Raw genomic sequence first — 18,797 nt, 5'->3', positions numbered from 1 at the left:
CACGACACTGCCAAGCGAGGACGTCCACGACCAGACGATCGAGCTGGCCTTATCGGCCCTTGGCCTTAAGTGGCCGAACAAACTTGTCACCGCTCGCCGGCGTGAAAGATGATCAGGGCGCAGCATCGTGAACAGCAGAGGGGGGAACCTTGCTGGAAGCCATTGGACTCGACAAACAGGCAGAAAGCGTGTACCGAGTCATGCTCGCGGATCCGACCATTCGACTGCCGGAACTGGCCCGGAGCCTCGGCGAGGCGGAGGACACCGTCCGCAGGGCACTCGAACGCCTGAGCAGGCTCGCACTCGTCGGACCGGACCTGGAGGGCGGCAGTCGTGCCGTGAGGCCCGAGGTCGGCATCGAGAGGCTGCTCGCCCGTCAGCAGGCGGAACTGGCGGAGCGCCGCCAACAGATCGAAGAGTCGCGCATCGCCGCGGCCCGGCTCATCTCGGAATGCTCCAGCCTCGTCCAGGACACGGAGGACCCGGCCACGGAACGGCTGATCGGCATCGACGCGATACGCGATCGCATCGGCGCCCTCACCCGTCAGGTCGAAGAGGAGATCATGACCTTCGCGCCGGGAGGGGCGCAGCGTCCGGCCGATCTGGCGGTGGCGAGGACCGTGGACCGACCCATGCTCGAACGTGGGGTGCGCATGCGCACTCTGTGGTTGGACAGCATCCGCAACGACCAGCCCACGCTGGACTACGCAACGTGGCTGCACTCACTGGGCGGCCGGGCGAGGACCGTGCCCACCCTGCCCGTACGGATGATCATCATGGACCGGAAGCACGCCGTCCTGCCGATGGACACCTCCGATGCCACGATCGGCGCCATCGTGTTGCACAGCCAGGGGACGGTCGCCGCGTTGTGCGCCCTTTTCGACACGACCTGGGAACGAGGCATGCCCCTGGGGCACTCCCACACCCTCGACGATCGCGGTCTCTCTCCGCAAGAAGCCGAATTCCTGAGGCTCTTGGGGCAGGGGCTCACCGACCAGGCCATCTCCGTGCGTCTCGGGGTGTCCCATCGCACGGCCCGTCGAGTGGCCGCGGGCCTGATGGAGAAGCTGGATGCACGCAGCCGCTTCGAGGCCGGCCTCAAAGCGGGCGAACGCGGCTGGCTGCGCTCCGGGGACTGAGGCCGGACTTGACCACCTTGGAAACCGTTCGTCCTCGATGACGCATGTTCCACGGTGGCGGATGTACGCCATCGCCGCATTCCGCTGCCTTGCAACACTCCCCAAACACAGGTGACTTGCGAAAGGCTGAGCGGTCATCCGGGACCGATATCCGGACCCTCTCCTTCACAGACAGGGATGCACATGGCCACCCCCCAGACCCAGGGCCCCATAGCCCGGTCCTCGGTGCCCGGACGGAGACGGGCGGCGCGCGTCGCGGCCGCCGCCGGTCTCGTCGCCGCGCTCGTCGCGGCCGGCACCGTGCCCGCCCTCGCCACCGACGACCCCGGGACCACTCCCCCGGTCAAGGCGTCGGACTCCGCCGACAAGCTCGGCGCCGTCGACGCCCAGCGCCTCACCGAGGCGCAGGCGAACGGCGAGGCGAACGTCACCGTCCTCGTCGCCACCGCCCCCGGCGCCACCGAGCAGGTCGCCGCCCAGCTGGACGCCGTCGCCGGCGCCTCGGTCGGCAAGCGGCAGGACGCGCTCGGCTACGTCCGCGCCACCCTGCCGACCGCCAAGGCCGAGGCCGCCATCCGGGCCGCGACCAAGCTCTCCTCGGTCCAGGCCGTCGACCTCCAGGCCGAGATCCCGCTCGACGACCCGCGCCCGGACACCGGCGGCCCGACGGGCCCCGTCGAGGGCACCACCGTCGCGAAGACGTACCCGGCCCCCGGCAAGAAGACCCCGGCGAGGAATCCGTACAACCCCTCCCACGAGACGGGCGCGGTCGACTTCGTCGAGAGCCACCCCAAGGCCGACGGCCGCGGCGTGACCATCGGCATCCTGGACTCCGGCGTCGACCTCGGCCACCCGGCCCTGCAGAAGACCACCACCGGCGAGCGCAAGATCGTCGACTGGGTGACCGCCACGGACCCGCTGACCGAGGGCGACGCCACCTGGCAGCCGCAGATCACCACGGTCGCCGGCCCCGTCTTCACCGCCTCCACGCAGAGCTGGAAGGCCCCGGAGGGCTCGTACCGGTTCAGCCGCTTCACCGAGTCGATCACCGCGGGCGGTGACCCGGCCGGTGACGTCAACCGGGACGGCGACACCACCGACGTCTTCGGCCTGCTGTACGACCCGGCCGCCGGGACCGTCCGCGTGGACGCCGACCAGAACAACGACTTCACGGACAACGCGCCGATGAAGCCGTACAAGGACGGGTTCCAGATCGGGTACTTCGGCACCGACGACCCGGCCACCGAGGTCGTCGAGAAGACGCCGTTCGTCGTGGAGATCCGCAAGGACGTCCCGATGGACCCGCTGAAGGGCGACTGGATCGGCAAGAAGGCCGACTTCGTCAACATCGGTCTCGTCGAGTCCTCGCACGGCACCCACGTCGCCGGCATCACCGCCGCCCACGGCCTCTTCGGCGGCCGGATGAACGGCGCGGCCCCCGGCGCGAAGATCGTCTCCTCGCGCGCGTGCACCTGGACCGGCGGCTGCACCAACACCGCCCTCACCGAGGGCATGACGGACCTCGTCGTCAACCGCGGCGTCGACATCGTCAACATGTCGATCGGCGGCCTGCCGCAGCAGAACGACGGCGACAACGTCCGCGCCCGCCTCTACACCCGCCTGATCGACCAGTACGGCGTCCAGCTGGTCATCTCGGCCGGCAACTCGGGCCCCGGCATCAACACGATCGGCGACCCCGGCCTGGCCGACAAGGTCCTCTCGGTCGGCGCGGCCGTCTCCAAGGAGACCTGGGCCGCCAACTACGGCTCGGCCGTCGACAAGAAGTACGCCATGTTCCCCTTCTCCTCGCGCGGCCCCCGCGAGGACGGCGGCTTCACCCCGACGATCACCGCCCCCGGCTCGGCCGTGAACACCATCCCGACCTGGCTGCCGGGCGCCGGCCTCGCCGAGTCGGGTTACGCGCTGCCCGCCGGCTACGGCATGCTCAACGGCACCTCGATGTCCTCGCCGCAGGCGGCGGGCGCGAGCGCGCTGCTGATCTCGGCCGCCAAGCAGAAGGGCATCGAGCTCTCCCCGCTCACCCTGCGCACGGCGCTGACCTCCACCGCCCGGCGGATCCCCGGTGTCGCCGCGCACGAGCAGGGCGCCGGCCGCATCGACATCGAAGAGGCGTGGGAGTCCATCAAGGACGGCGCCACGGCCCACGACTACACGGTGCAGGCCCCGGTCGACACCGTGATCTTCCCGGCCCCGCGCACCGGCACCGGCGTGTACGACCGCGAGGGCGACCTCAAGGTCGGCCAGAAGCGGGTCTACGACGTCGTCGTCACCCGCACCAGCGGCCCGGACCGCCCGGTCCGGCACGACCTGGACCTCAAGTACAACGACGGCACCTTCCGCATCGTCAGTGACGACCGGATCTACCTGCCGCTGAACAAGCCGGTCACCGTCAGGCTCCAGGCCAAGGCGTCCTCCGCGGGCGTGCACAGCGTCATCCTGGAGGCCGACGACGAGCGCACCGAGGGCGTCGACAAGCAGATCCTCGCCACCTCGGTCGTCGCGAGCGACCTGACCGCCCCGGTCTACGGCTACACCGCCAGGGGCTCCGTGCAGCGCAACAGCACCACCTCCCACTTCGTCACCGTGCCCCCGGGCGCCAAGACGCTGGAGGTCTCGCTGTCCGGTCTGAAGGAGAAGAGCCAGACCCGGTTCATCGCGATCCACCCGGTCGGCGTCCCCGTCGACCCGACCGCGACCACGGGCTGCTACCCGCACTACAACCCGGCCAACACCTGCCGTCCGGACCTGCGCTCCTACCCGGACCCGACGCTGGGCGTCTGGGAGGTCGAGGTCGAGGCCCGCCGCACGTCGCCGGACCTGGACAACCCGTACACGCTGGGCGTCGCGGCCCTCGGCGTCGACTTCGACCCGGCCGTCCAGACCGTCCCGGAGGCGAAGGTCGGCACCCCGGCCCCCGTCCAGTGGAAGGTCACCAACCGCTTCGCGGGCATCGAGGGCACCCTCAAGGGCGGTTCCCTCGGCTCCCAGAAGACCGAGACGCCGACCATCCTGAACAAGCAGAAGCACACCCGGACCGTCACCATCGGCGAGGGCGTCGAGCGGCTCGACATCGGCATCGGCAACACCTCCGACAAGGCCGCCGACCTCGACCTGACCGTGTCGCTCAACGGCAAGCAGGTCGCGCAGGCCGCCGACGGCGACTCGGAGGAGGCCGTCTCCCTGGTGAAGCCGGCCGCGGGCACGTACACCGTCGTGATCGACGGCTACTCGGTCCAGGCCGCGGGCGGCACCACGTACGACTACAAGGACGTGTACTACTCGTCCGCCCTCGGCACCGTGAAGGTCGACGGCTCGAAGCCGGCCGCCCTGCCCAACGGCGGGTCCGCCACGGTGACGGCCGAGGTCCTCGTCGCCGGTGCCGCTCCCGAGGGACGCCAGTTCTTCGGCGAGGTGCAGCTGGTCAACGCCCGCGGCACCGTCGCGGGCACCGGCAGCGTCCTGATCGGCGCGGTCACTCCGTAACACCGTGTGACGGGGAGGGGCGGGTGCCGGTTCCGGTGCCCGCCCCTCCCCCGTTCTCGTCCCGGTCCTCGGACAATGGATTGGACAAGGCGGCCGTGGTCGCCCGCATGATGGAAGGGCAGCACCCCGCCCGTACGTCCCCATGAGCACGCAGGAGTCCCCGTGAAGGTCGGAATCGTCGGAGCCACCGGTCAGGTCGGCACAGTCATGCGCAGCATCCTGACCGAGCGCGCGTTCCCGCTCGACGAGCTGCGGCTCTTCGCCTCCGCGCGCTCCGCCGGCACCGTCGTGGACGGCATCACGGTCGAGGACGCCTCCACCGCCGACTACACCGGTCTGGACATCGTGCTCTTCTCCGCCGGCGGCGCCACCTCCAAGGCCCTCGCCGAGAAGGTCGCCTCCCAGGGCGCCGTCGTGATCGACAACTCCTCCGCCTGGCGCCGCGACCCCGAGGTCCCCCTCGTGGTCTCCGAGGTGAACCCGCACGCGGTCAAGGACCGCCCCAAGGGGATCATCGCCAACCCGAACTGCACCACGATGGCCGCGATGCCGGTCCTCAAGCCGCTCCACGAGGAGGCCGGGCTCGTCGCGCTCGTCGCCACCACCTACCAGGCCGTCTCCGGCTCGGGCGTGGCCGGTGTCGCCGAGCTGGACGGGCAGGTCAGGGCCGTCGCCGAGGGCGCCGCCGCGCTCGCCCACGACGGCGGGGCCGTCGACTTCCCCGAGCCCGGCGTCTACAAGCGCCCGATCGCCTTCAACGTGCTGCCGCTCGCCGGTTCGATCGTCGACGACGGCTCCTTCGAGACCGACGAGGAGCAGAAGCTCCGCAACGAGTCCCGCAAGATCCTGGAGATCCCGGAGCTCAAGGTCTCCGGCACCTGCGTGCGCGTCCCGGTCTTCTCCGGCCACTCCCTCCAGGTCAACGCCCGCTTCGAGCGCCCGATCGGCGTCGAGCGCGCCCACGAGCTGCTGAAGGGCGCCGAGGGCGTCGAGCTGTCCGAGATCCCGACCCCGCTCCAGGCGGCCGGCAAGGACGCCTCGTACGTCGGCCGCATCCGCGTGGACGAGACCGTCGAGAACGGCCTCGCGCTCTTCGTCTCCAACGACAACCTGCGCAAGGGCGCGGCGCTGAACGCCGTGCAGATCGCGGAGCTGGTCGCGGCCGAGCTCAAGGGCTGACGACCCCGCGGGGCGCGTACGGCCGGAGGGGCGGTTTCCCGTGGTGGGAGCCGCCCCTCCGGCGCGTCCGCGCGTGGCGGGGCCCCTCCTTCGAACCGGACGGCCGAACGGCGGCGGACCGTGGAAATGTGCCGTGCGCCACGGAGCCGCCCCGTGGAAGGATGGGCCCAATCGTCATGAAACAGAGGAGTTGACCGGGTGCCTGGTACGAACCTGACCCGTGAAGAGGCCCGGCAGCGGGCGGCGCTGCTGACCGTGGACGCGTACGAGGTCGAACTCGACCTCTCCGGTGCGCAGGAGGGCGGCACCTACCGGTCCGTCACCACCGTCCGCTTCGATTCCGCCGAGGCGGGCGCCGAGACCTTCATCGACCTCGTCGCCCCCGCCGTCCACGAGGCCGTCCTGAACGGGCACGCCCTGGACGTCGCCGCCGTCTTCCGCGACTCGCGGATCGCCCTGCCGCACCTGCGGGAGGGCCGCAACGAGCTCAAGGTCGTCGCGGACTGCGCGTACACCAACACCGGTGAGGGCCTGCACCGGTTCGTCGACCCGGTCGACGACCAGGCCTATCTGTACACCCAGTTCGAGGTGCCGGACGCGCGGCGCGTGTTCGCCTCCTTCGAGCAGCCCGACCTCAAGGCGACCTTCCGGTTCACCGTGAAGGCCCCGGCCGGGTGGAAGGTCATCTCGAACTCGCCGGCGCCGGAGCCGAAGGACGACGTGTGGGCGTTCGAGCCCACGCCCCGGATCTCCACGTACATCACGGCCCTGATCGCCGGTCCGTACCACTCGGTGCACTCCACGTACGAGAAGGACGGGCAGACCGTCCCGCTCGGCATCTACTGCCGTCCGTCGCTCGCCGAGTTCCTCGACGCGGACCACATCTTCGACGTCACGCGCCAGGGCTTCGACTGGTTCCAGGAGAAGTTCGCGTACGACTACCCCTTCGCCAAGTACGACCAGCTCTTCGTGCCGGAGTTCAACGCGGGCGCGATGGAGAACGCCGGCGCGGTCACCATCCGCGACCAGTACGTCTTCCGCTCGAAGGTGACGGACGCGGCGTACGAGCGGCGGGCCGAGACCATCCTGCACGAGCTCGCCCACATGTGGTTCGGCGACCTCGTGACCATGGAGTGGTGGAACGACCTGTGGCTGAACGAGTCGTTCGCCACCTACACCTCGGTCGCCTGCCAGGCCGCCGTGCCCGGCACCCGCTGGCCGAACGCCTGGACCACCTTCGCCAACGCGGAGAAGACCTGGGCCTACCGCCAGGACCAGCTGCCCTCCACGCACCCGATCATGGCCGACATCAACGACCTGGAGGACGTGCTCGTCAACTTCGACGGCATCACGTACGCCAAGGGCGCCTCGGTCCTCAAGCAGCTCGTCGCCTACGTCGGCCAGGACGAGTTCTTCAAGGGCGTGCAGGCGTACTTCAAGGCGCACGCCTTCGGCAACACGCGCCTGTCGGACCTGCTGGGCGCCCTGGAGAAGACCTCCGGCCGCGACCTGACCGCCTGGTCGAAGGCGTGGCTGGAGACGGCCGGCATCAACGTCCTGCGCCCGGAGATCGAGACCGACGCGGACGGGACCGTCACGGCCTTCGCGGTCCGCCAGGAGGCCCCGGCGCTGCCCGTCGGCGCCAAGGGCGAGGCGGTCCTGCGTCCGCACCGGATCGCGATCGGCTCCTACGACCTGGACGAGACCGGTCGCCTCGTGCGCACCGACCGCCTGGAGCTGGACATCGCGGCGGACGGGCGGACCGAGGTGCCGCAGCTCGTCGGCAGGAAGCGCCCGGCGGTCGTCCTCCTCAACGACGACGACCTGTCGTACGCCAAGGTCCGCCTGGACGACGTGTCCCTGGCCAACGTCACCGCGCACCTGGGCGACTTCGCCGAGTCGCTGCCGCGCGCGCTGTGCTGGGCCTCGGCCTGGGACATGACCCGCGACGGCGAGCTGGCCACCCGCGACTACCTGGAGCTGGTGCTCTCGGGCATCGCCAAGGAGTCCGACATCGGCGTGGTGCAGTCGCTCCAGGGCCAGGTCAAGGCGGCCCTCGACCTGTACGCGGCGCCGCAGTGGCGCGAGGCCGGGCTCTCCCGCTGGACCGAGGCGACGCTCGCGCACCTGCGCGCGGCCGAGCCGGCGAGCGACCACCAGCTGGCGTGGGCGCGCGCCTTCGCGGCGACCGCCCGCACCCCGCAGCAGCTCGACCTGCTCGCGGCCCTCCTGGAGGGGCGCGAGACGATCGAGGGCCTGGCGGTGGACACCGAGCTGCGCTGGGCGTTCGTGCAGCGGCTCGCGGCGACCGGGGAGTACGACGAGGCGGAGATCGCGGCCGAGCTGGAGCGCGACCGCACGGCGGCGGGCGAGCGGCACGCGGCGACCGCGCGGGCGGCCCGTCCGACGGAGGCGGCGAAGGCGGAGGCCTGGGCGTCGGTCGTCGAGGACGACAAGCTGGCGAACGCCGTGCAGGAGGCCGTGATCGGCGGCTTCGTCCAGTCCGACCAGCGCGAGCTGCTCGCCCCGTACACGGCGAAGTACTTCGCGGCGGTCAAGGGCGTCTCGGAGACCCGCAGCCACGAGATGATCCAGCAGATCGTGGTCGGCCTCTACCCGACGCTCCAGGTCTCGCAGGAGACCCTGGACGCGACGGACGCCTGGCTGGAGGAGCACCGGCCGGCTCCGGCGCTGCGGCGCCTGGTGACGGAGTGCCGCGCGGGCGTCGAGCGCGCCCTGAAGGCGCAGGCCGCGGACTCGGCGGCGGCCGTCTGAGAGCGGTGGGCCGTACGTGAGAAGGGGCGCCCTCCCCGGTGGGGCGCCCCTTTTCCGTGCCCGGCGGTCAGCCGCCGAGGGCCGTGTACCGGGCGCGCAGGTCGGCCGCGCCCTGTTCCGTCAGGGTGCCGTGGAGGCGCATCCGGGCGACGCCGCCGTCGGGGAAGGCGTCCAGGCGCACGTGGGTGACGACGGCCCGCGCGGGCAGCTTGAAGCGGTGCGGGGTGTCGGGCTGGAGCCGGGTCCTGGGGATGATCTCGAACCACTCGCCGCTCTCGCCGTTGCGGCCCTGGAGGGCGATCCAGCCCGCCGAGTTGCCCTTGAGGTAGGCGGTGTCGATCTCGACGGCGCGGACGGCGCCCTGGGCGGCGAGCCGGAAGCGCACCCAGTCGTTGGTGTCGCGGACCCGGCGGCGGCGGTTCTCCCAGCCGTCGTCCATCTTGCGGGAGGTGCCGGGCAGGATGATCTGGGTGGGCGAGGAGTAGAACCGGTCCGAGGCGTCCTCGTACGTGCCGCCGTTCAGTACGGAGACCAGGTCGAGGGTGCCGAGGAGCTCCAGCCACTCGGGGTCGGGCACGACCTCGCCGTGGACGCGGAGGCGGGCGACGCCGCCGTCGGGGTGCTGGCGGAGGCGGACGTGGGTGAAGCGGCGCTCCACGTCGATCGCGAAGCCGTTGGCGGCGTGGCCGCGGACGGGGGTGGGCGGGACGAGCTCCTCCCACTTGGCGTCGAGGAGTTCGGCGGGGCTCGGGCTGCCCTCGACGGCGGTGGCCTGGACCGACACCTTCTGCGGGTAGTTGCCGCGGAAGTGGGCGGTGTCGACGACGATCCCCCGGACGACGCCGGGGGCGCCGAGGCGGACGATCGCCCAGTCGTGGTCCTCGGGGGCGGGGAAGACGTGCTCGGCGTCGGCGCCGCGGCGGCGGCGGGTCTCCCAGCCGTCCATGATCTTGCCCTTGTGTCCGAAGCGCTCGGGGTCGAAGACGGCGCGCTCGCGGACGAGGAGGTTCTCCCGCTCGGCGAAGAACTCGTCGTTGGCGGCGACGACTCCGGCGCCGAGGCGGCGGTCGGCGAGGTCGACGAGCTCGGTGAACGGGAAGTCCCCGGCGCGGTAGTCGGCGTAGGGGTCTCCGCCGGCGTAGGGGGCGGCGTCGTTGGCGTGCGGGTCCTGGTTCGTGTCGAAGTCGCTCATGGATCGACCTTCCCGCGTCGCCGCCGTCCAGGTCCATCGAATGTTTTCGACGGTGTCGTTCAGTTCTGCTGAACGGTTTCGCGTTCCGCCGCCGCCCGGCGGAGCGCGGCCAGGACCCGGGCGACCGCCGGGCCCTCCTCCGCCCCGCCGCGCACCGCCGCGACGACGTGGCGGCGGGGCTGGTCGGCGGAGAGGACGCGCATGACGACCCCGCCGGCTCCACCGACTCCACTGCCGCCCCGGCGCTCGGCGGAGGCCATGCGGGGCACGAGCGCGATCCCCATCCCGGCCTCGACCATGGCGAGGATCGCGGTCCAGCCCGAGGCGCTGTGGGCCTGCTCGGGCACGAAGCCGGCGGCCTCGCAGGCGGCGGTGGTGATCTCGGACCAGGGGCCGGAGCCGCCGTAGATCCAGGGTTCGGCGGCGAGGTCGGCGAGGCGCAGGCCGGGGGCGTCGGCGAGCGGGTGCCCGGCGGGCAGGGCCACGTCGAGCGGGTCGGCGAGCAGCGGCACCCGGCCGAACCGGGAGTCGCGGGCGGAGGGGGCGTGGGCGGCGAGCGAGAGGGCGAGGTCGACCTCGCCGGCCGCGAGCAGCTCGTACGCCTCCGCCGCCTCGGCCTCCCGGATCCGGACGTCGAGCCGGGGGTGGGCGGTCCGCAGGTGCCGTACGGCGGGGACGACGAGGGCGGGGACGGCGGTGGAGAAGGCCGCCACCCGCACCTGTCCGGCCTCGCCGCGCAGGTAGCCGTCGAGTTCGGCGTCGGCGCGCTCCAGTTGCGCGAAGACCGCCTCCGCGTGGCGCAGCACCAGGTGGGCGGCGTCGGTGAGCCGGACGCGGCGGCCCTGGGCCTCCAGGAGCCGGACGCCGAGCTGTCTGGAGAGGTTGGTGAGCTGCTGCGAGACGGCCGAGGGGGTCATGAGCAGGGCCTCCGCGGTCGCGGTGACGGTGCCGCGGTCGCGGAGGGTGCGGAGGATCCGGAGCTTCTTGATGTCCCACTCGGTCATGGGCGCAACCTATCGGGGCGCCTCCGAAGCCTCCGGTTCGACCGAAGCCTCCTGTTCTTTTCGTTCGGCTTCGCTGAAGGCTCCGGTCTTGTCGAAGGCTCCGGTTTCGTCGAAGGCTCCGGTCTCGTCGAAGGCTCCGGTCTCGTCGAAGGCTCCGGTTTCCGCCGGGGCCTCGGGCGGGGTTTCCGCCGACGCCTCCGGCGTACGGGGGTTCAGCTGGCCCGCCAGGGTGGCGCCGAGGGCGATCGCCATGCCGAGGAGCTGGACCGGGCCGAGCGCCTGGCCGAGCGCCGCCCAGCCGATGAGCGCGGCGGTGACGGGCGAGAGAGGGCCGAGGAGGGTGAGGGAGGAGGCGCTCAGCCGCTCGATGCCGCGGAACCAGAGGACGTACGAGAGGGCGGTGTTGCCGAGGGCCAGGTACGCGTAGCCGGCCAGGTTCGTGCCGGTCAGGGCCGGCGGGGCGCCCTCGACCAGGAGGGCGATCGGCAGGATGACGAGGCCGCCCGCGGTGAGCTGCCAGCCGACGGCGGTGAGGGCGCCGACGCCCTCGGGGCGGCCCCAGCGCTTGGTGAGGACGACGCCGGTCGACATGGACAGGGCGGAGAGCAGTCCGGCGATCACGCCGACGAGGTCGAGCGCGGCCCCGGCCTTCAGGACCACGAGGCTGACGCCGAAGGCGGCGGCGACGGCGGTGACCAGGGCCCGGACGGTGGGCCGGTCGCCCAGGAGGAGGGCGGCGAGGCCGACGACGAAGAGCGGGCCGACGGAGCCGACGACGGCGGCGACGCCGCCGGGGAGCCGGTAGGCGGCGAGGAAGAGCAGCGGGAAGAAGGCGCCGATGTTGAGGGCGCCGAGGACGGCGGCCTTCCCCCACCAGGCGCCCGTCGGGAGCTTGCGGGTGAGCGCCAGGAGCAGGAGTCCGGCGGGCAGGGCGCGCATCAGACCGGTGAAGAGGGGCCGGTCGGGCGGCAGGAACTCGGTGGTGACGTAGTAGGTGGAGCCCCAGGAGATCGGGGCGAGGGAGGTCAGGGCGACGAAGGCGGCTCTGTGGGACGTGACGGCCTGGTGGGACATGCGGTTCCCCCTGGAGACGGATGCCGGTGCGTCGGTGTTCCGGGCCGCGGGGCCCGGTCCGGCCGATTCGGCTTGGCGCTAATTAACTTAGCACTAAGCTACTTACGCACAAGCTACTTTCTTGCCGTCGCGTCCCGCGGAAAGGGAGACTGTGCGCATGGACACGAAGACCCCCGGCCCGGGCCCCGCCCACGACGCCGTCGACGCCATCACCGACCAGTGGGCGGCCGTCCGGCCCGACCTGGACACGGTCCCGATGGCCGTCTTCGGCCGGATCTACCGGCTGGCGAACGCCATGGGAGACCGGGTGACCAGGGCGTACGCGCCCCACGGCGTGGCGCGCGGGGAGTTCGACGTGCTCGCGACCCTGCGCAGGTCGGGGGAGCCGTACACGCTCTCGCCGCGCGAGCTGTCCGCCACGCTGATGATCACCACGGGCGGCATGACGGGCCGTCTCGACCGTCTGGAGAGGGCCGGGCTGCTCGGCCGCAGCCCCGACCCGAACGACCGGCGCGGGCTGCGGGTCACCCTCAGCGAGCGCGGCCGGGAACTGGTGGACCGGGCGGTCGCGGACGGCCTCGCGGAGCAGCGCGCGGCCCTGGAGGCGGCGCTCGGCGCGGAGGAGGCGGAGCAGCTGGCCGGGCTGCTGCGCAAGCTGCTCGCGACCACGGTCTGAACCGGAGGCGCGGGCACGCGGGCATGCGAAGGCGCCGCACGGTACGTCGGTACCGGGCGGCGCCTTCGACGGAGCCGGAGGAAGGAGTTACGCCTTCTTGGACTTGTCGAGCACCATCACCAGGCCGGTGATGACCAGGAACAGCACCAGCGGGGCGGCCACGAACAGGCCGAGGGTCTCGACGACCTCCAGCTTGGGGGCCGGGTCGTCACCGTCGTCGCGGGTGAGCGCGAGCGCGGGGGACGACATGAGCAGCATCATCAGCGTCGTACCGGCCGCGACGGCGCCGGCGCGCAGGGCGTTCTTCTTGTCCACGGTGCAAACGTAGCGAACGCCTAAACGCGCCGCGCGCCCGGGGGTGCCGTACGGGCGTGCAGCTCGCTCAGGAGGGCGTGCGCCCGGGGCGAGGCGGCGAGCCGCTCCAGGGTGAGCGGCTGCCCGTCGGGGCCCGCGACCGGCAGCCGCCAGTTGGGGTACTCGTCCCAGGTGCCCGGCAGGTTCTGCGGTCTGCGGTCCCCCACGGCGTCCGGAAGCCACACCCCGACCATCCGGGCCGGGGTGGCGAGCAGGTACCGGTGGACGGCCCGGATCTCGGCCTCCTCCCCCGGCCCCTCCGGGAGCAGCCCGAGCCGCTCGAACAGGCCGCGCCACTCGGCGGTCTCGGCCCGGTCCGCCGCCCGCTCGCGCTCCAGGTCGCCGGGGAGCAGCCCGAGCCGGTGCCGCAGCACGACGTGGTCGCCGGAGAGCCGGGCGGCGGTGGAGGGCAGGTCGTGGGTGGTCGCGGTGGCCACGCACTCCGCGCGCCACTCCTCGGGGGGCAGCGGGCGGCCGGTGCCCGCCCAGTCCCGCTCGAACCAGAGCACGGAGGTCCCGAACACCCCGCGCCGGGCCAGCGCCTCCCGCACCCCCGGCTCGACCGTGCCGAGGTCCTCGCCGATGACCAGGGCCCCGGCGCGGTGCGCCTCCAGGACGAGGACGGCGAGCATCGCCTCGGCGTCGTACCGGACGTACGTGCCCTCGGTGGGCTCGCGGCCCTCCGGCACCCACCAGAGCCGGAAGAGGCCCATCACGTGGTCGATGCGCAGCGCGCCCGCGTGGCGCAGGAGTTCGCGCAGGAGCCCCCGGTACGGGGCGTAGCCCGCGGCGGCGAGGGCGTCGGGCCGCCAGGGCGGCAGGCCCCAGTCCTGGCCCCGGGCGTTGAAGGCGTCGGGCGGGGCGCCGACCGACATGCCGGCGGCGAAGGCCTCCTGGCCGGCCCAGGCGTCCGAACCCTCCGGGTGGACCCCGACCGCCAGGTCGTGGACGATCCCGACCGCCATCCCGGCCTCGCGGGCGGCCCCGGCGGCGTCCGCGAGCTGCCGGTCCGTCAGCCAGGCGAGCCGGCAGTGGAAGTCGACCCGGGCGGCCAGGGCGGGATCGGCGCGCACGGCCGCCTCCGCCGCGCGCGGGGTGCGCAGCGCCTCGGGCCAGGAGCGCCAGTGGGGGCCGTGCCGCTCGGCGAGGGCCTGGTAGGTGGCGTGGTCCTCCAGGGCGCGGCCCCGCCCGGCCAGGAAGTCGTGGAAGTCGGCGCGCCGGCCGGGGCCGAGCTCCACGCCCGTGAGGAGCAGCTCCAGGGCCCGCCTCTTGACCTCCCAGACCGCGTCCCGGTCGATCAGGGCGCCCTTGCCGAGGACCCGCTCGCGCAGTTCGGCCGCGTCGGCGAGGATCCGGTCCAGCTCCTCGCGGCGCTCGGGGCCGATCAGGGCGTACTCGGGGATCTCCTCGATCCGCAGGTGGACGGGGTCCGGGAAGCGGCGCGAGGAGGGGCGGTACGGGGAGGGGTCGGCGGGCGCGCCGGGCACGCCCGCGTGGAGCGGGTTGACCTGGACGAACCCGGCGCCGTGCCGCCGGCCCGCCCAGGTGACGAGCTCGCGCAGGTCGCCGAGGTCGCCCATGCCCCAGGAGCGGGTGGAGAGCAGCGAGTAGAGCTGGACGAGGAGGCCGTACGCGCGCCGGTCCGGCCCGGGGACGCGCGCGGGGCTCACGATCAGGGTGCCGGTGGCCGTGCGTCCGTCGGGGGCCTCGGCCTCGACCGTGTGGACGCCGAGGGGCAGCTCCGACCAGTCCTCGCCGATGACGACGGCGCCGTCCTCGGTGACGACCTGGAGGCGGGTGCCGGGCGGGAGGTGGGACGGGGGGCGGAGGGGGGCGTCCTTGAGGTGCGCGGAGGGTTCTTCGCGCAGGGCGGCTCCCTCGTACGGGCCGGTCCCTTCGTACGGGCCGGACCCTTCGTGCGGGTCCGTCCCCTCGCGCGGACCGGTCCCCTCGCGTGGGCCGGCGCCGGGTCCGTCGCCCCCGTCCCCGGTCCGCCAGTGGACCAGGGTCGGGGGCAACAGGCGCTCCCGGTCGGCACGTTCCGCCGCTTCGAGGGCGGCCGCGACCGCCTCCGGCGTGGACGCGTCCACGCCCAGGGCGGCGAGGACGGCCACCACGGTGGCCTCCGGCACGGGCGCGTCACCGCCGTCGGCGGGACTGTGGACGGTGGCGACGCCGTGACGGGCGGCGAGACGGGCCAGGGTCACTTCACACTCCGGGGGACTCCGGGCCGCCCGCGTGGACGGGGGCGGTGGGTTCGCTGGTCAGATGGGCCTCCGCGGTCAGCGGGGGCTCGCTGGTGAGGGGGGACGCGTCGGGCAGCGGCGGTTCGCTGGTGAGCGGTTCGCCGACGGGCGCCGACTGCTGCGGAATCCGTATCCGTCCGTGGCGGGCGGTCGTGGTCACGGGGGTCTCCCGGTTCGTCTCGACAGGTGGGACCTGGACAACGACTGAGCCATACCCACCGCACCTCGTTTTACCGGCGGAAAGTGACGAAGTGACGTCACCCCGCCGACGACCCACCGGGCAAAGCCGACACATCGGCCCTGTGCATTGACACTCGCGTGCGACGGGTGGTGGGCTCGTGACCGACTCGTGACCAACCGGCGGAGCGGCCGGCCCCGCCGAAGGGAGACCCCCGTGCACCTCGGGCACAGCAGGCGCACCGCGACGGCCGTCGCCGCCGCGGTCATCGGCGGCCTCCTCGGCGGGGGCGTCCCGGGGGCGGCACAGGCGTTCCCGAGGGTGTCGGCGGCCCCCGCGGCTCCCGCCCCCTCGCGGGCTCCCGCGGTCCCGGCGCCTCCCGCGCCTTCACGGACCCCCGCGCACCCGACGGCCCCCGCCCCTCCCCCGGCGGGCTCCCCGGCTTCCCCGGCGAGCGCCGCCCGCGACTCCGCGCGCGTGCCCGCCGTCTGGCCCCGGCCGCAGTCCCTGGCCGGCTCCGGGCCCTCCGTACGGCTCGGGGACGAGGTGACGCTGCTCGCGGACGCCGACGCCGATCCGTACGCCCTCGCCGCCCTGCGCGGGCTGCTGCGGGCGGCCGGGGTGCGGACCGTCCACACCGGGCTGCCCGGCCGGGGCCCGGTGGTCCGGGCCGCCGGGCCCGCCGGAGAGGGCGCGGAGGAGGCGCTGACCGCCCTGGGCGTCCCCGAGCGCTTCGACCTGCCGCGCGGCGGCTACCGGCTCGCCACGGGCCGGTTCGGGGGGCGGGAGACCGTCGTCCTGGACGGGGTGGGCGAGGACGGCCTGTTCCACGCCGTGCAGACGCTGCGCCAGCTCCTCGGCTCCGGCCGCGAGGTGCCCGGGGTCGTCGTCCGGGACTGGCCCGGCACGGCCGAGCGCGGCGTCACCGAGGGCTTCTACGGGCGCCCGTGGACCCGGGAACAGCGGCTCGCGCAGCTCGACTTCCTGGGCCGGACCAAGCAGAACCGCTATCTGTACGCGCCCGGGGACGACCCGTACCGCCAGCTCCAGTGGCGGGAGCCCTACCCGGCCGCGCAGCGGGCGGAGTTCCGCGCGCTCGCGGAGCGGGCCCGCGCCAACCACGTGACGCTCGGCTGGGCCGTGTCGCCCGCCCAGTCCATGTGCCTGGCCTCGTCCGCCGACGTGGCGGCGCTGACCCGGAAGCTCGACGACATGTGGGCGCTCGGGGTGCGCTCCTTCCAGCTCCAGTTCCAGGACGCCTCGTACGACGAGTGGCACTGCTCCCGGGACGCCGACGCCTTCGGGCGCGGTCCCGAGGCCGCGGCCGCCGCCCACGCGCGCGTGGCGAACACGGTCGCCCGGCACCTGGCCGAACGGCACCCGGACGGCGAGCCGCTGACGGTGATGCCGACGGAGTACTACCAGGACGGGTCGACCGCGTACCGGACGAAGCTCGCCGAGGCGCTCGACGCGGACGTGCGGGTGGCGTGGACCGGGGTCGGCGTCGTGCCGCGCACGATCACCGGCGGCGAACTGGCCGGTGCCCGGGAGGCGCTGGACCACCCGCTGGTCACCATGGACAACTACCCGGTCAACGACTACGCGCAGGACCGGCTGTTCCTCGGCCCCGCGACGGGCCGGGAGCCGGCCGTGGCCGCCGGTTCCGCCGCCTACCTCGCCCACGCCATGGAACAGGCGGCCGCCTCCCGCGTGCCGCTGTTCACCACCGCCGACTACGCCTGGAACCCGAAGGGCTACCGGCCCGGGGAGTCCTGGCGGGCCGCCGTCGACGACCTCGCGGGCCCGGACCCGGCCGCCCGCGAGGCGCTGCGGGCGCTCGCCGGGAACGGCGCCTCCTCGATCCTCGCCCCGGCGGGCGAATCGGCCTATCTGAAGCCGCTCCTGGCCGCCTTCTGGGACGCCCGCGCGGGCGCGGACCAGGGCGCGCGGGAACGGGCGGCGCGCGCGCTGCGGGACGCCTTCACCGTGATGCGCCGGGCCCCCGAGCGGCTCACGGCCACCGCGGGCGGCGCCCTCGACGACGAGACGGGGCCGTGGCTGGAGCAGCTCTCCCGGTACGGCCTGGCGGGCGAGCGGGCGGTCGACATGCTGCTCGCGCAGGGGCGCGGCGACGGCGCGGCGGCCTGGCGGGCGCAGCTGGAGCTCGAAGGGGCGCGGAAGGCCCTGGACACGAGCCGGGTGACGGTCGGCGCGGGGGTCCTCGACCCGTTCCTCACGCGCGCGGCGAAGGAGGCGGCGGCCTGGACCGGCGCCGACCGGACCCCGGCGGCGCGGGCCGAGCGGGCCGCCGGTTCGTACACCGTGCGGCTCGACCGGGCGCGGGCCGTGGAGTCCCTGACGGTGCTGGCCGAACCGGGCCCGGACGGCGGGCGCGCGGGCACGGACGCGCGCGTGGAGGCGTACGTCCCCGGCGAGGGCTGGCGGCCGCTCGGCCCGCTGTCGTCGTCGGGGTGGACGCAGACCGACCTGAAGGGGCTGCGGGCCGAGGCGCTGCGGGTCGCGTGGAGCGAGGGGGCTCCGGCCCCCGCGGTGCGCTCCCTGGTGCCGTGGTTCGCGGACGGGCCGCGCGCCGGGGTCGCCCTGGCCCGCACGGAGACGGACGCGGAGATCGGCGGCCCGGCGCAGCGGGTGGACGTGGAGCTGACGGGCCGGCGCGCGGGCGGGGTGAGCGGGCCGCTGACGGCGAGGGCCCCGAAGGGGATCGCGGTCCGGCTGCCGAAGCAGGCGGCGGTGGAGCGCGGCGCCCGCACGCGCGTGCCCCTGGAGGTGTCGGTGGCGGCGGACGTGCCGGTCGGCGCGTACCGGGTGCCGGTGTCCTTCGCGGGCGAGGAGCGGGTCCTGACGGTCCGGGCCTTCCCCCGTACGGCGGGCCCCGACCTGGCGCGGACGGCGACGGCGTCCTCGTCGGGCGACGAGACCCCCGACTTCCCGGCCTCATCGGCCGCGGACGGCGATCCGGCCACCCGCTGGTCCTCCCCGGCGGAGGACGGCGCCTGGTGGCAGCTCGAACTGCCCGCGCCGGCCCGGATAGGGCAGGTGGTGCTGCACTGGCAGGACGCGTACGCCTCCCGCTACCGCGTCCAGGTCTCGGCGGACGGCCGGGTGTGGCGCACGGCGGCGACGGTCGCGGAGGGCGGGGGCGGCCGGGAGTCGGTCCGGATGGACGCGGCGGACACGCGCTTCCTGCGGATCCAGGGGGAGAAGCGGGCGACCCGCTTCGGCTACTCGCTCTGGTCGGTGGAGACGTACGCGGTGGCCCCTCAGGTCCCGTCGAAGCCGTCGGTGCCGTCGGCGCCGTCGAAGCCGTCGGCGCCGCCACAGGCCGGTGCCGTGCCGTCCTCGACGCACCCCCCGGCCGACGTTCCCGAGACCGCGCCCCCGGGCGCGCCGGAGGAGCGGCCCGCCCCCTGAGGGACGCGCCGCTCCGTGCCGGAGGCTCCCGCGTACGCGAAAGG

General features: G+C 73.9%; 12 protein-coding genes. 6 read left to right on the top strand and 6 right to left on the bottom strand.

Annotated features, from left to right (window positions below; all coding sequences use genetic code 11):
• Window positions 1-149 precede the first annotated feature (149 nt).
• The 4 genes from ACIP5O_RS05280 (at window position 150) to pepN (ending at window position 8,597) form a co-directional block, all read left to right on the top strand.
• Window positions 150-1,139 (top strand): LuxR C-terminal-related transcriptional regulator, encoded by a 990-nt coding sequence (locus ACIP5O_RS05280; protein ID WP_401288805.1) that lies wholly within the window; start codon window positions 150-152, stop codon window positions 1,137-1,139.
• A 183-nt stretch (window positions 1,140-1,322) separates the two neighbouring features.
• The gene (locus ACIP5O_RS05275) at window positions 1,323-4,643 is read left to right on the top strand and encodes a S8 family serine peptidase (protein ID WP_401288802.1); all 3,321 of its coding nucleotides are present in this window, start codon (window positions 1,323-1,325) and stop codon (window positions 4,641-4,643) included.
• 162 nt (window positions 4,644-4,805) lie between these two features.
• Window positions 4,806-5,822, top strand: a complete 1,017-nt coding sequence (locus ACIP5O_RS05270; RefSeq protein WP_401288799.1) for an aspartate-semialdehyde dehydrogenase — start codon at window positions 4,806-4,808, stop codon at window positions 5,820-5,822.
• A 198-nt stretch (window positions 5,823-6,020) separates the two neighbouring features.
• Entirely contained in the window at window positions 6,021-8,597 is a 2,577-nt protein-coding gene (gene pepN, locus ACIP5O_RS05265) for an aminopeptidase N (RefSeq protein WP_401288795.1), read from the top strand.
• 67 nt (window positions 8,598-8,664) lie between these two features.
• Here the strand turns inward: pepN and alc are convergent, their stop codons facing one another.
• From alc to ACIP5O_RS05250, 3 genes are read right to left on the bottom strand one after another with little or no spacing between them, the layout of a single operon-like run.
• A complete protein-coding gene (alc, locus tag ACIP5O_RS05260; RefSeq protein WP_401288792.1) occupies window positions 8,665-9,789 on the bottom strand; it encodes an allantoicase in 1,125 nt (374 codons plus the stop codon).
• Window positions 9,790-9,848: 59 nt separating this feature from the next.
• Window positions 9,849-10,793, bottom strand: a complete 945-nt coding sequence (locus tag ACIP5O_RS05255) for a LysR family transcriptional regulator (RefSeq protein ID WP_401288790.1) — start codon at window positions 10,791-10,793, stop codon at window positions 9,849-9,851.
• Between the two features lie 9 nt (window positions 10,794-10,802).
• Window positions 10,803-11,867, bottom strand: a complete 1,065-nt coding sequence (locus ACIP5O_RS05250) for an EamA family transporter (RefSeq protein ID WP_401288788.1) — start codon at window positions 11,865-11,867, stop codon at window positions 10,803-10,805.
• Window positions 11,868-12,024: 157 nt separating this feature from the next.
• Here ACIP5O_RS05250 and ACIP5O_RS05245 point away from each other — a divergent pair, with 157 nt between their 5' ends.
• Window positions 12,025-12,543: a MarR family winged helix-turn-helix transcriptional regulator gene (locus ACIP5O_RS05245; RefSeq protein ID WP_401288786.1), complete on the top strand. Its 519-nt coding sequence runs from the start codon at window positions 12,025-12,027 to the stop codon at window positions 12,541-12,543.
• 87 nt (window positions 12,544-12,630) lie between these two features.
• On the opposite strand, the gene ACIP5O_RS05240 is transcribed toward ACIP5O_RS05245, so the two are convergent.
• From ACIP5O_RS05240 to ACIP5O_RS05230, 3 genes are read right to left on the bottom strand one after another with little or no spacing between them, the layout of a single operon-like run.
• Entirely contained in the window at window positions 12,631-12,858 is a 228-nt protein-coding gene (locus ACIP5O_RS05240; protein ID WP_030210606.1) for a hypothetical protein, read from the bottom strand.
• 20 nt (window positions 12,859-12,878) lie between these two features.
• Window positions 12,879-15,104, bottom strand: coding sequence for a 4-alpha-glucanotransferase (gene malQ, locus ACIP5O_RS05235; protein WP_401288783.1), 2,226 nt, complete (start codon window positions 15,102-15,104; stop codon window positions 12,879-12,881).
• Window position 15,105: 1 nt separating this feature from the next.
• Window positions 15,106-15,303, bottom strand: coding sequence for a hypothetical protein (locus ACIP5O_RS05230; protein ID WP_351968624.1), 198 nt, complete (start codon window positions 15,301-15,303; stop codon window positions 15,106-15,108).
• A 234-nt stretch (window positions 15,304-15,537) separates the two neighbouring features.
• On the opposite strand from ACIP5O_RS05230, the gene ACIP5O_RS05225 reads away from it, so the two are divergent.
• Window positions 15,538-18,753 (top strand): beta-N-acetylglucosaminidase domain-containing protein, encoded by a 3,216-nt coding sequence (locus ACIP5O_RS05225; RefSeq protein WP_401288781.1) that lies wholly within the window; start codon window positions 15,538-15,540, stop codon window positions 18,751-18,753.
• Window positions 18,754-18,797: the final 44 nt, after the last annotated feature.

This window comes from Streptomyces sp. NPDC088915 (assembly GCF_044749825.1).
In the GTDB taxonomy this organism is placed as follows: Bacteria; Actinomycetota; Actinomycetes; order Streptomycetales; family Streptomycetaceae; genus Streptomyces.
This window is presented reverse-complemented; position numbering and strand designations above follow the sequence as displayed.